This window comes from Geomonas sp. Red32, assembly GCF_023652955.1.
Lineage (GTDB): Bacteria > Desulfobacterota > Desulfuromonadia > Geobacterales > Geobacteraceae > Geomonas.
The window spans coordinates 270,813-284,400 of sequence record NZ_JAKLOY010000001.1 but is presented as its reverse complement, the minus strand read 5'-3'; the positions used below and the strand labels follow the sequence as shown (position 1 = coordinate 284,400).

General features: G+C 63.8%; 10 protein-coding genes. All 10 read left to right on the top strand.

The genetic code is table 11. From position 1 onward, the window contains the following. Positions 1-41 precede the first annotated feature (41 nt). Entirely contained in the window at positions 42-1,406 is a 1,365-nt protein-coding gene (gene murD / locus L4X63_RS01255; protein WP_250676769.1) for a UDP-N-acetylmuramoyl-L-alanine--D-glutamate ligase, read from the top strand. Between the two features lie 32 nt (positions 1,407-1,438). Then, positions 1,439-2,506: a putative lipid II flippase FtsW gene (gene ftsW, locus L4X63_RS01250; protein WP_250677866.1), complete on the top strand. Its 1,068-nt coding sequence runs from the start codon at positions 1,439-1,441 to the stop codon at positions 2,504-2,506. Next, entirely contained in the window at positions 2,503-3,600 is a 1,098-nt protein-coding gene (gene murG / locus L4X63_RS01245; RefSeq protein WP_250676768.1) for an undecaprenyldiphospho-muramoylpentapeptide beta-N-acetylglucosaminyltransferase, read from the top strand. The genes ftsW and murG overlap by 4 nt, the downstream gene beginning before the upstream one ends. A gap of 177 nt (positions 3,601-3,777) precedes the next feature. After that, on the top strand, positions 3,778-5,163 hold the full coding sequence (gene murC / locus L4X63_RS01240) for a UDP-N-acetylmuramate--L-alanine ligase (RefSeq protein ID WP_250676767.1): 1,386 nt from the start codon (positions 3,778-3,780) through the stop codon (positions 5,161-5,163). 8 nt (positions 5,164-5,171) lie between these two features. Further along, complete coding sequence (gene murB / locus L4X63_RS01235; RefSeq protein ID WP_250677865.1) at positions 5,172-6,071, top strand: UDP-N-acetylmuramate dehydrogenase; 900 nt, start codon at positions 5,172-5,174, stop codon at positions 6,069-6,071. A 189-nt stretch (positions 6,072-6,260) separates the two neighbouring features. After that, complete coding sequence (locus L4X63_RS01230) at positions 6,261-7,178, top strand: D-alanine--D-alanine ligase (RefSeq protein ID WP_250676766.1); 918 nt, start codon at positions 6,261-6,263, stop codon at positions 7,176-7,178. A 180-nt stretch (positions 7,179-7,358) separates the two neighbouring features. Next, complete coding sequence (locus tag L4X63_RS01225; RefSeq protein WP_250676765.1) at positions 7,359-8,186, top strand: cell division protein FtsQ/DivIB; 828 nt, start codon at positions 7,359-7,361, stop codon at positions 8,184-8,186. A 9-nt stretch (positions 8,187-8,195) separates the two neighbouring features. Continuing rightward, complete coding sequence (ftsA, locus tag L4X63_RS01220) at positions 8,196-9,431, top strand: cell division protein FtsA (protein WP_250676764.1); 1,236 nt, start codon at positions 8,196-8,198, stop codon at positions 9,429-9,431. A 161-nt stretch (positions 9,432-9,592) separates the two neighbouring features. Then, positions 9,593-10,750, top strand: coding sequence for a cell division protein FtsZ (gene ftsZ, locus L4X63_RS01215; RefSeq protein ID WP_250676763.1), 1,158 nt, complete (start codon positions 9,593-9,595; stop codon positions 10,748-10,750). Positions 10,751-10,975: 225 nt separating this feature from the next. Then, positions 10,976-13,453: a hybrid sensor histidine kinase/response regulator gene (locus tag L4X63_RS01210; RefSeq protein WP_250676762.1), complete on the top strand. Its 2,478-nt coding sequence runs from the start codon at positions 10,976-10,978 to the stop codon at positions 13,451-13,453. Positions 13,454-13,588: the final 135 nt, after the last annotated feature.

Sequence of the window (13,588 nt, the reverse complement as noted above, 5' to 3'; positions counted from 1 at the left end):
GGGTCCGTTTCAGAATCCGCAAAGCAGCAAGAAAGGCAACGATGGAACTCGCAGGTAAGAACATACTGGTAGTCGGCCTGGCGCGCACCGGCGTCGCCGTCACCCGTTTCCTGGCCGAAAAGGGGGCGCGGGTCACGGTGACCGACATGCGCGATTACGATGCGCTGGCCGGCGTGCTGGCGGAACTGGAGGACCTTGAGCTCAACCTGGAGCTCGGCCGCCACGTCCCGCACTCCTTCCTGATGGCCGACCTGATCGTGGTGAGCCCCGGCGTCCCCATGGATATCAAGCCCCTCCAGATGGCCCGCTCGCAGAAGCGCCGGGTGGTGAGCGAGGTGGAGCTCGCCTCCTGGTTCATCAAGGCCCCCATGGTCGCCATCACCGGCACCAACGGCAAGACCACCACGACCACCCTGACCGGCGAGATCTTCCGCGCCTGCGGCTTCGAGACCTACGTCGGCGGCAACATCGGCGACCCGCTCATCGACCTGGTCACCAGCGGCCAGGAGGTTGAGCGGGTGGTGGTCGAGCTCTCCTCCTTCCAACTGGAGGGGATCGAGAGTTTACGCCCCGACGTGGCCGTGCTCCTCAACATCACCGAGGACCACCTGGACCGCTACCACAGCTACCAGGAGTACATCGACGCGAAGCTTCGGATCTTCGAGAACCAGACGGAGAGCGACTACGCGGTCCTCAACATCGACGACCCGCTGGTGGCCGCCTGCGCCGGTAAGCTCAAGGCCCGCATCTTCCCGATGAGCCGCGAGCAGGAGCTCGAAGAAGGGATCAGCTGCCGCGACGGCTTCATCACCTTCAACCATAACGGGAAATCGCTCTCCTTCGGGACCGAGGGGCTCCTCTTGAAAGGGGTCCACAACCTCGACAACATCATGGCGAGCCTCGCCTCCACGCTCCTCATGCGCTGCGACGGCGACTGCGCCTACCAGGCGGTCAAGACCTTCAAGGGGCTCCCGCACCGGATGGAGCTGGTGACCACCGTCGACGGCGTCGGCTACTACGAGGACAGCAAGGGGACCAACGTCGGGAGCGTCGTGAAGTCGCTGGAGAGCTTCCCAAAAGGGATCACCCTGATCGCCGGCGGCAAGGACAAGGGGGGCTCCTACGAGCCGCTCGCACCGCTCGTCAAAGAGCGGGTGAGCCACCTCATCCTGATCGGGGAGGCCAAGGAAAGGATGAGCGGGGCGCTCGGCTCCCTGACCGACACCCGTTTCGCCGCCACCCTCGAGGAGGCGGTCGAGCTCTCCCATAAGCTCACCAAGCCCGGCGGCGTGGTGCTCTTCTCCCCCGCCTGCTCAAGCTTCGACATGTTCAAGGACTACCTGGAGCGCGCCAACTGCTTCAAGGCCGCGGTCCGCGCTCTGGCACCCAAGAAGGAGGATGCGTGAAGCGTCTGGAGGGTTACGACATCATTGTGCTGATGATGGTGGTGATCCTCACCTGCTTCGGGGTCGTCATGGTCTACTCCGCCTCCTCGGTGATGGCGGCCAAGAAGTACCACGACGGTTTCTACTTCTTAAAGCGCCAGTCCATCTACGCCGCGGTCGGCTTCACCGCCATGGGCGTGATCATGCACATCGACTACCACGTCTGGAAGAAGTGGGCGGTGCCCCTTTTCTTCGGCTGCTTCTTCCTGCTCCTTTTGGTCTTCGTCCCCGGCATCGGCGGCGCCGCCAAAGGTGCCTCGCGCTGGATCAGGCTCCCGGGCTTCAACTTCCAGCCCTCCGAGCTCGCCAAGGTGGCGCTCATCATCTACATGGCCTACTCGCTCGACAAGCGGCAGGAGAAGCTACGCCAGTTCGCCTCCGGGTTCTTCCCGTACCTCCTGATCCTGGGGATCTTCATCGCGGTCCTCTTGAAGCAGCACGACATGGGGGCCGCCATGACCATGGCGACGGTGGCCATCGTGATGCTCTTCGCCGCCGGGACCCGCCTCCAGTACATCCTCGGGATGGGGCTCGTGGCCCTGCCGGGGATCTGCTACCTGGTCTTCACCGAGGCCTACCGGATGCGGAGGATCACTGCCTTCATGAATCCCTGGAACGATCCGACCGACACCGGGTTCCAGATCATCCAGTCCTGGCTGGCCCTGGGAACCGGAGGGATCTTCGGGCAGGGGCTGGGCGAAGGGAAGCAGAAGCTTTTCTACCTTCCCGAGGCGCACACGGACTTCATACTCTCGGTCTGCGGCGAGGAGCTGGGCTTCATCGGGGTGATCGTCATCGCCTCGATGTTTCTGTTGCTGGTACAGCGCTCGATCCGGGTCGCCATCGCGGCCGAGGATAACTTCGGGCGCTTCCTGGCCTTCGGGATCGCCATCCTGATCGGCCTGGAGGCCTTCATCAACATGGCGGTGGTTACCGGGATGCTCCCGACCAAAGGTCTGGCGCTCCCCTTCCTAAGCTACGGCGGAAGCTCGCTCATCATCTCGCTCTGCGCGATCGGCATCCTCCTTAACGTATCAACCAGCATGAGGGGGCAGGCATGAGACTGATCGTAGCGGGAGGAGGGACCGGCGGGCATCTGTTCCCGGGGATCGCGGTGGCCGAGGAGTTCCTGGCCCGGGCGCCGGAGAACGAGGTCCTCTTCGTGGGGACCAACCACGGCATCGAGGCGCGCATGCTTCCCAAGCTTGGGTACACGCTCGCCACCATCAGCGCCAGCGGGATGAAGGGGCTCGGTACCACCAGGAAGCTCTTGAGCGCGGGACGCCTTCTCTTCGGGTACGCGCAGTCGCGCAAGATCCTGAAGGAGTTCCGTCCGGATCTCGTGCTCGGCGTCGGCGGCTATGCCTCGGCTCCGCTTGTGCTGGCTGCCCGCGGGATGGGGATCCCCCGTTTCATTCACGAGCAGAACGCCTTCCCGGGGATCACCAACAAGGTGCTCGGGCGGATCGCCGACGGTATCTACATCTCGATGCCGGAATCGGCGGCCTTCTTCCCCGAGGGGAGCACGCTTTTGACCGGCAACCCGATCCGCAAGGAGATCCTCTGGAGCTTCCACGAGCGGATCCCGGCCGAGGGGGACCACTTCAGCCTGCTGGTCTTCGGCGGGAGCGCCGGGGCGCACCGGATCAACACCACCCTGATCGACTCGCTGCCGTTTCTGGCGGGGATGAAGGAGCGGCTGAAGATCGTCCACCAGACCGGGCAAAAGGATGTCGAGGAGGTGCGGGCGGGGTACCAGGCGGCCGGTTTCCAGGCCGAGGTGCTCCCCTTCATCGACGACATGTCGGCCGCCTACGGCGCCGCGGACCTGGTAATCTGCCGGGCGGGGGCAACCACCATCGCCGAGGTCACCGCCTGCGGCAAGGCCTGCATCTTCATACCGTTCCCCCACGCGGCGGACGACCACCAGAGAAAGAATGCCGAGTCGCTCATCAACCGGGGCGCAGGCTTCATGATCCTGGAGGAAGACCTCTCCGGCGAGGTGCTGGCCAAGGAGATCGTCTCCCACATGGGGAACCCGGAGGGGCTCGCCGAGGTGGAGCGTAACGCCCGCTCGCTGGCCCAGCTGGACGCCGCCCAGGCCATCGTGGCTGCCATGATGGAGAAGGTGAACCTGGCGAAGCGGATGAAGTAACCTGCCCTCCTTCCCCCTCCCCCGGAGGGAGGGGGCGAGAGGGTGGGGGAAGCCGGCCGGTAGGAAAAGGCGGGCAGCTTGAAGAGTTGGTAGAGGATAGTGAAATCCCCCCTGTCCCCCCTTCGCAAAGGGGGGGACCTGCTGCGGGGCAAAGACGAGCAAACGAAAGGATATTCCGTGTACGGAAAAATCGAAAAAATACATTTTGTGGGGATCGGCGGGATCGGGATGAGCGGCATCGCCGAGGTCCTTTTGAACCTCGGCTACAAGGTCTCCGGTTCCGACCTCCGCTCCTCCGAGATCACCGAGCGCCTGGCCGGGCTGGGGGGCGAGATCTTCTACGGGCACACCCGCGAAAACGTCGCCAACGTCGACGTGGTGGTCATCTCCAGCGCCGTCCATGACGACAACCCCGAGGTGATCGAGGCCCACGAGAAGCTGATCCCGGTCATCCCCCGCGCCGAGATGCTGGCCGAACTGATGCGGATGAAGTACGGGATCGCGGTCGCCGGCACCCACGGTAAGACCACCACCACCTCCCTGGTGGCTACCCTCCTTTCCAAGGGGGGGATCGATCCGACCATCGTGATCGGCGGGCGGCTCAATTCGCTCGGGACCAACGCGCGGCTCGGGCAGGGGCAGTTCCTGGTCGCCGAGGCGGACGAGTCGGACGGCTCCTTCCTCCTCCTTTCCCCGACCATTGCCATCGTGACCAACATCGACGCCGACCACCTCGACTTCTACAGCGGGATCGACGAGATCAAGGACACCTTCGTCGAGTTCATCAACAAGATCCCCTTCTACGGGCTGGCGGTCCTCTGCCTGGACAACGGCAACGTGGCGGACATCCTCCCGCGGGTCAAGAAGCGCTTCACGAGCTACGGGCTCTCCGCCCAGGCCGATTACCGCGCCACCGACGTTAAACTCTCCGGTTTCACCACGAGCTTCGTCGCCCACCACAAGGGTGTGCGGCTCGGCGAGATCACCTTCCACATGCCGGGAGCCCACAACGTCCTCAATGCGCTGGCCTCCATCGCGGTCGCCCGCGAGCTGGACATCCCGTTCGACGTGATCCGGGAAGGGTTCGCGTCCTTCGGCGGCGTCGGGCGCCGCTTCCACCTCAAGGGGGAGGTCAACGGCATCATGGTGGTGGACGATTACGGTCACCACCCGACCGAGATCCGCGCCACCCTGGCCGCCGCCAAGTCGGGATGGAGCGAGCGCCGGCTGGTGGTGGTCTTCCAGCCGCATCGTTACACGAGGACCAAGGAGCTCTTCGAGGAGTTCGTGAAGGCCTTCCACGACGCCGACGTGCTGATCCTGACCGACATCTACCCGGCCGGCGAGGCGCCGATCGAGGGGGTCAACGCCGAAAACCTGGCCGGAAGAGTCCGCCGTCACGGTCACCGCGAGGTCTCCTGGATCTCCGACCGCGACCAGCTCTGCGACCACCTGGAGCAGATGCTGCAGCCGGGCGACATCCTGCTGACGCTTGGGGCCGGTAACGTCTGGCAGGTAGGGGAGACCATGCTGAAGCGGCTCTCCGGCGGCGCCGAGGGATAGGCCTGGTGCTGCGCGAACAGCTCAAAGCCATCGCGGCCGAGTTCCGCGGCGAGGTCCGCTGGGATGAGCCGATGGCGCAGCATACCGGCCTGCGGGTCGGCGGCCCCGCCGATCTCTACATCGAGCCGGCCGATCTTCCCGATCTCAGGTGGGCGGTGGCCAAGATGGAAGAGGCGTCCATCCCCTACACGGTGGTGGGTGCCGGGTTCAACCTGCTGGTCCGCGACGGCGGTATCAGGGGATGCGTGATCTCTCTCAAGGCGCTCGACGCGGTGAAACCGATGCCGGGAGCCCGGCTCGAAGTGGAGGCCGGGGTCTTCAACGCCATGCTCTGCCGGATCGCCGCCGAGCACTGCCTCTCCGGGGTGGAATTCCTCTGCGGCATCCCCGGCACCTTCGGCGGGGCGGTAGCCATGAACGCCGGGGCGCACGGATGGGAGACCCTGCAGCGGGTGGAGACGCTGACCACCCTCCTCGAAGGGGAGCTCAAGGTCAGGAAGGCTGGTGAGCTGGAGTTCGGCTACCGTTACCTGAAGCTGGACCCGCGGGAGATCGTGGTAGGCGCCAAGCTCAGGATGGAGCCGGCCGAACGGAGGGTGATCGAGGAAACCATGTCCTCCTACCTCCACATCCGGGGCAAGTCGCAGCGGGTCGGCTTCCCGAGTGCCGGTTCCTTCTTCAAGAATCCCCCGGGGACCCAGGCCTGGCGGCTGATCGAGCAGGCGGGGCTTAGAGGTACCACGGTGGGAGGGGCCCAGGTCTCCGAGGTTCACACGAACTTCCTCGTGAACCGCGGCGGCGCCAAGGCTGCCGATCTCCTGGCCCTGGCGGCCCTGGTGAAGGTGAGGGTCAAGGAGCAGTCGGGGGTGGATCTGGAAGAGGAAGTACGCATTATCGGGGAAGGATAGCCAAGGCAATTCCTCCGCATCCAGTTCCCTCCCCCCTTGAGGGGGAGGGGTAGGGTGGGGGGGAGGTCGGCTTCGGCACGATGTGGCAACTTCCCCCACCCCCCTGCCCCTCCCTCAAGGGGAGGGGGATGCCATGAAGGGGCAGATAACGAGTTTGACCATGAATGTGAAAGGGGAAAGGGCCTGACGATGACCGTCGAGGATATGAAACATAAGAAGATCGGTGTATTGATGGGTGGGCTTTCCGCCGAGCGCGAGGTCTCGCTTTCGAGCGGGCAGGCGGTGCTCAGGGCCCTGAACTCGCTCGGGTACCGTGCGGTCGGCATCGACGTCGGCCGCGACCTGGCGGGCCGGGTGGCCGCCGAGGGGATCGAGATAGCCTTCATAGCCCTCCATGGCCGCTTCGGCGAGGACGGCTCCGTCCAGGGGCTCCTCGAGCTGATGGGCATTCCCTACACCGGTTCCGGCGTGCTGGCCAGCGCCCTCGCCATCAACAAGATCTTCTCCAAGACCGTCTTCTCCGCAGCCGGGCTTTCCGTCGCACCGTACCAGGTGCTCCGGCGGGGCGAGCCGCTCAACCTGAGCTTCCCGCTCCCGGTGGTGGTGAAACCCTCCCAGGAAGGCTCCTCGGTCGGGGTCAGCATCGTGAAGGAGCTCTCCCAGATGGCGGCCGCCCTCGAGGAGGCATTCAAGTACGACTCCGAGATCCTGGTCGAGACGTTCATCGCCGGGCGCGAGGTCCAGGTGGGGATCCTGGACGGGAGGGCTCTGGGGGCCATCGAGATCGTTCCCAAGCGGGAGTTCTACGATTTCGAGGCCAAGTACACCGCCGGGATGGCCGAGCACATTCTCCCCGCCCGGCTCCCCGAGGCGACCTACGAGAAGGTACTGAGGGCCGGAGAAAAGGCCCACGCCTGCCTCGCCTGCGACTGCTACAGCAGGGGCGACTTCCTGGTCACCGAGAGCGGCGACTGCTACATCCTTGAGGTCAACACCCTGCCGGGTATGACCGACCTGAGCCTGCTGCCGGAGATCGCCGGCGGGGCCGGTATAAGTTTTCAGTATTTGGTCGAGAAGATCGTCCTGTCGGCCTCGCTGAAAATCTAACCCCTTGCTTCTCCTTCCGCCTCCCCAGGGAGGCAGGGCCGAGGGGGTCGGCCCGGGGGCCGGTCTCTGGTCCCACTCTCTGGGGAACAAGCGGGAAACCGGATTGGTTTTTATGCGGCAAAAGCCGCTTTGAATGAAGTCATTGAACTGTATTGATCGTTAACCTCGAACGGTGTCCGGATGCGTGATCTGCATACAAAAAAGCCGCGCCAAGTAGCCCACAACCGGGTGAAGAAGGCGCCCAAGCAGCGCAAGCCGGTCAACTGGCGCCCGATCATCACCTGGCTTTCCAGGGGGATCGGCGCCGTGGCCATCTGCGGCCTGCTCGGTTTCGGAGGGGTGAAAGCCTACCGGACGGTCTCGCGCATCACCCCCTTCCGGCTGGAAACCATCGAGGTCTCGCCGACCAAGAAACTCTCCCGCGACGAGGTCGTCGCCATGGCCGGGATCAAGCCGGGAGATTCCATGCTCGCGGTCAGGCTCAAAGGGGTCGTGGAGCGGCTCTCCAAGAACCCGTGGATCGAGAGGGTCCAGGTCCGCCGCTACTTCCCCCACACCATCTCCATCGCGCTTACCGAGCGCTCCGCCGCTGCGGTGGCCAACGTCGGCTGCCTCTATTACCTGGATGCCAAGGGTAACCTTTTCAAGCAGCTGGCGGAGGGGGACCGCCTCGATTACCCGCTGATCACCGGCGTCGCCGAGGAGGATCTCGAGAAGGATCCCTCCGGAAGCCACGAGGCGTTCGCGAGCGCCCTCAAGCTGGTCGACACCCTGAGAAAGGGGAAAGGCTTCGGGATGGAGGACGTTTCCGAGATCCACTACGACAAGGGGTACGGGTTCACCCTCTTCACCATGGCGGGGGGAATTCCCATCAAGCTGGGCAAAGGGGACTTCGACGAGAAGCTGGCCCGCTTCTCCACCATCTACGCGAACCTGAAGCCCCAGATGCAGGCGCTCGACTACATCGATCTGGATTACACAGACAAAATAATAGTTAAAAAGGTATAGGGGGGAGTTATGTCCGGCAGAAGAGACAACCTGATCGTAGGACTCGACATCGGCACCACCAAGATTTGCGCCATCGTGGGCAACCTGACCGAAGACGGTCTCGACATCGTCGGCATCGGCACCAGCCCCTCCAAGGGGCTCCGCAAAGGGGTGGTCATCAACATCGAGAGCACGGTGTCGGCCATCAAGAAGGCGGTCGAAGAGGCCGAGCTGATGGCCGGATGCGAGATCAAGTCGGTCTACGCCGGCATCGCGGGAGGGCACATCAAGGGGTTCAATTCCCAGGGTGTCATCGCCATCAAGAACCGTGAAGTCTCCCCCGAGGACGTGAAAAGGGTCATCGAGGCCGCCAAGGCGATCGCCATCCCGATGGACCGCGAGGTCATCCATATCCTCCCCCAGGAATTCATCATCGACGACCAGGACGGCATCCGCGAACCGCTCGGGATGAGCGGCGTCCGGCTGGAGGCCAAGGTCCACATCGTCACCGGCGCGGTGGCGAGCGCCCAGAACATCGTCAAGTCCTGCAACCGGGCCGGCCTCGAGGTGGCCGACATCGTCCTCGAGCAGCTCTCCTCCTCCGAGGCGGTGCTCTCGGCCGACGAGAAGGAGCTCGGCGTGGCCCTGGTCGACATCGGCGGCGGCACCACCGACATCGCCATCTTCGTGGACGGCGCCATCAAGCACACCTCGGTCCTGTCGCTTGGCGGGAACCACCTGACCAACGACATCGCGGTGGGGCTGCGCACCCCGATGGCCGAGGCCGAAAGGATCAAGCAGAAGTACGGCTGCTGCCTCTCCACCATGGTCGGCAAAGACGAGACCATCGAGGTCCCGAGCGTCGGCGGCCGCAAGCCGCGGGTCCTTTCCCGCCAGCTCTTGTGCGAGATCCTCGAGCCGCGCGTCGAGGAGATCTTCACCCTGGTCAACCGCGAGATCGTCAAGAGCGGCCTCGAGGACATGATCGCCTCCGGCGTGGTCATCACCGGCGGCAGCACCATCCTCGAGGGGATGCCGGAGCTCGCGGAGCAGATTTTCAACCTCCCGGTCCGCCGCGGACTCCCCCAGAAAATCGGCGGTTTGACGGACGTGGTCAACTCCCCGGTCTATGCAACCGGCGTGGGGCTCGTGGTGTACGGCAGCAAGAACGTCGGGGTACATGAATTCCCCACCCAGCAGAGCGACGAAACCGTCTTCCGCCGGGTAAGTAGGCGAATGAAGGACTGGTTTGGCGAGTTCTTCTAGAAGCCGCCAACCGGGCCACTAGCTCGGAATGACTGGCGAAACGGGAGGCCGAAAAGTTATCTCTCAGTGCATTTTCGGCTTCCAATGAAAAACAAAACGTAGTATAAAGGCGGTTAATTTAAACTTCGGCCGGGGGGCACGAAAAAGGAGGGGGAGGCGACATGTTTCACTTCGATGAGAGCATCGATCAAAGCGCGAAAATTAAGGTAATCGGGGTTGGTGGATCCGGCGGAAACGCGGTCAACACCATGATGGCGGTCGGCATCGCCGGCGTCGATTTTATCGTCGCCAACACCGACGCCCAGGCACTCAGGATGTCGAAAGCGCAGGTAAAAATCCAGATCGGGACCGAGCTTACCAAGGGCCTTGGCGCGGGTGCCAACCCGAACGTCGGGCGCGATGCCGCTCTTGAAGACAAAGACAAGCTTACCGAGGCACTCAAGGGTGCCGACATGATCTTCATCGCCGCCGGCATGGGCGGCGGTACCGGTACCGGTGCCGCCCCGATCATCGCCGAAGTGGCCCGCGAGCAGGGTGCCCTGACCGTCGGCGTGGTGACCAAGCCGTTCACCCGCGAGGGGCGTCAGCGTCTGACCAAGGGTGAGGACGGTATCAAGGAGCTCAAGAAGCACGTCGACTCCCTGATCGTCATCCCCAACGACCGTCTGCTCGGCCTGGCCGGGAAGTCCATGTCCATCCTCGACGCCTTCAAACCCTCCGACGACGTACTCCGTCAGGCGGTCCAGGGCATCTCCGACCTGATCACCCAGTCCGGCCTGATCAACGTCGACTTCGCCGACGTGAAGTCGATCATGAGCGAACGCGGCATGGCCATGATGGGTATCGGTCTCGGCAACGGCGAGAACCGCGCCATCGACGCCGCCGTGCGCGCCATCTCCAGCCCGCTGCTCGAGGACATCGACATCTCCGGCGCCAAGGGCGTGCTGGTCAACATCTCCGGCTCCGCCTCCATGACCATGGACGAGTTCGACGCCGCCAGCAAGATCATCCACGAGAAGGTCCACGAGGACGCCAACATCATCATCGGTCTGGTCATCGACGAAAGCCTCGGCGAGACCATCAAGATCACCGCCATCGCCACCGGCTTCGGCGACCGTTTCGACCTCGAGAAGGGGCGTCACGAGCTGAAGAACGTCTCCGCCGTGGCCAAGCAGCGGGAGGTCGACCGCGAGATCCCGACCTTCATCCGCGAGAAGCATCAGCGCGACACCCAGATCCGTTCCCAGCGCAACGCCTTCCTGATGGACGACGAGGACCAGTACGACATCCCGACCTTCCTCAGGAAGTCGGTCGACTAGCAGTACCCCTTCCGCCCCCCACTGAAAAGCCCGGCCCGTCAACGGCGCCGGGCTTTTCTTAGTTCGGCTCTTCCCCTTTCCTTTCCGCCGCCATGTACTCCGAATACCCTCCCCCTGTCCTTCAATTCCCGCTTTTCCATTAAAGAGGAGACCATTTTCTCCGATAGGGAAGGAGACAGGCACCAGAAGGTGCCGTCCCCCGCACCGAAACGGAGCGCCTCTTTAATGCCAGCCAGTCCGCAGCTCTACAACAGCAGGATCGTCAACACCTTCGTGACGCTCATCAGGCGTAAATACCGGTACATTGACGTCGAAGAACTGTTGAGCTACGCCGGTATGACCACGCACGAGGTCGGCGACGAAGGGCACTGGTTTACCCAGCGCCAGATCGACCTCTTCCACGAGAAGCTGAAGACGCTGATCGGCCACGACATCTCCCGGGAAGCCGGGCGCTTCGCAGCCTCGCTCGATTGCCTCGGCGTGGGCGCCAAGTGCCTCCTCGGCATGGTCAGCCCCGCCGTGGTCTTCAACGGCATCGCCCGCTCCGTTCCCAAGTTGACCCGCTCCTCTCTCTACACCTCGCAGCGCCTGGCGGATACCACCTACGAGATCACCGCGCAACCGGTGAAGGGAGTCCAGGAGCGTGCCTACCAGTGCGAAAACCGGCTCGGCTTCCTGGAGGCGGTCCCGCTGGTCTTCAACTTCGGCCTCCCCAAGGTCGAACACCCCGAGTGCATGTTCAGGGGGGGAGACTGCTGCCGCTATATCGTGACCTGGAACAAGCCGGCCTACGTGCGCATCCGCACGGTGAGAAACCGCCTGACGCCGCTGCTGCTGTTCTCGGCCGCCGCTTCGCCCCTCTTCGTCTCCACCCAGATGGTGGCGGCGCTTTCCTCATTGCTGGTGCTGGCGTTCCTGGGAGCTTCCTATGCCGCGGAACTCCTGGAAAGGAGGGAATTGACCGGGGCCCTGCTGGAGTTGAGGGAATCGTCGGAGCACCTGGTCGAGCAGGTGGAGTCCAACTACAACAATGCCCGCATGGTCAACGAGGTCGGCCAGGCGATCAGCAGGCAGAGCGATATCGACGAGGTACTGGAGAGCGTGATCAAGGCGCTGGAAAACCGCCTCCGCTACGACCGCTGCCTCATCCTGCTGGCCGACGAGAGCCAGTCCGAGCTGACCTTCCGGACCGGTTTCGGCTATCGCGGCGACCAGCTCGACCTCCTGCGGGAGACTCCCTTCAAGCTCGATCCGGCTTCCAACGGGGTCCTCGTCCGGACCTTCCGGGAGCAGCGTCCGGTGCTGGTCAACGACCTGGCCGAGACCGGCGCCCACCACTCCGCCCGCAGCGCCGCCTTCACCGAAATGATGGAGGCCCAGTCCTTCATCTGCTGCCCCATCGTCTACGAGGGGGAATCCCTCGGCGTGCTGGCGGTGGACAACGTGAGGACAAAACGGCTCCTCGTGCAAAGCGACCTGAACCTTCTGATGGGGATCGCCCCGGTGATCGGGATGAGCGTCCGCAACGCCATGTACGTGGAGCGGGAGCGGCGGATGGCGGAGCAGCTGCGCCATTCCCAGAAGATGGAGGCCGTGGGGCAGCTGGCGGGAGGGATCGCGCACGATTTCAACAACCTCCTCACCGTCATCATCGGCTTTGCCAACCTTTCAGAGGGGAGCGTCGGCCCCGATCATCCCGCGGCGAAATATCTCGAGCAGGTGCAGCTCGCAGCCGACCGGGCCTCCAACCTCACCGAGGGGCTCCTGGCCTTCAGCCGGAAACAGGTGAAAGATCCCCGGGCGGTCGAGCTCAACCACGTGGTCGAGAACATCAACAAGCTGCTGAGGCGGCTGATCACCGCCGAGATCGAGCTGGACATCGAACTCTCCCGGCAACGGCTCCCCATCCTGGCGGACCCGGGACAGATCGAGCAGGTCCTGATGAACCTGGTCGCCAACGCACGGGACGCCATCGCCGGATCCGGCCGGCTCAGCATCAGCACCTCGGTGGCCGAGCTGACTCCGGAGCTGGTCAAAAAACGGGGCGCCGGCAAGGCGGGACGCTATGCCATGCTCTCGGTAGCGGACACCGGCGCCGGCATGGACGCCGACACCAAAGCGCGCATCTTCGAGCCGTTTTTCACCACCAAAGAGGTCGGCAAGGGAACCGGGCTCGGGATGGCCATCGTGTACGGCATCGTCCAGCAGCACGACGGTTTCATCCACGTGACGAGCGAGCCGGGAGTCGGTACCATCTTCGACGTCTACCTCCCCATTCTCAGCAAGGACGTAGACCGGGCCGTTGCCGATGTCGTCGATAACGTCCGCTACACGGGGAGCGAGACGGTGCTGGTCGCCGAAGACGCGCCGGAAGTCCGCAGGCTGACTTCGGAGGTCTTGTCCAGTAACGGTTACCGGGTCATCGAGGCGGTGGACGGGGAGGATGCCGTCAACCGCTTCCTCGAGCACCGGGAGAGCGTCGATCTCATCATCATGGACGTGGTCATGCCGAAGATGAACGGCAAAGACGCCTACGCCGCCATCGCGAGGAAGAACCCGCGGACCAAAGTCCTCTTCACCAGCGGTTACACCCCGAACGATGTGGACCGGAAGGGGGTGACCTTCGCCAAGGGGAATTTCCTTCCCAAACCGAGCACACCGCAGGAGCTGCTCAAGAAGGTGCGGGAGGTCCTGGCCGCCTGAAGCTCCTGCCGATCCTGACGCTTTGCCCGTTCCGGCAGCAATGCTGCTGACCTTTTTATCCGTTTCCGGCCCGTTTCGGGACAACTGACGCTTTTCGGGACACCCCTTCATCACTCGCTTTCCGCCTCACCGATC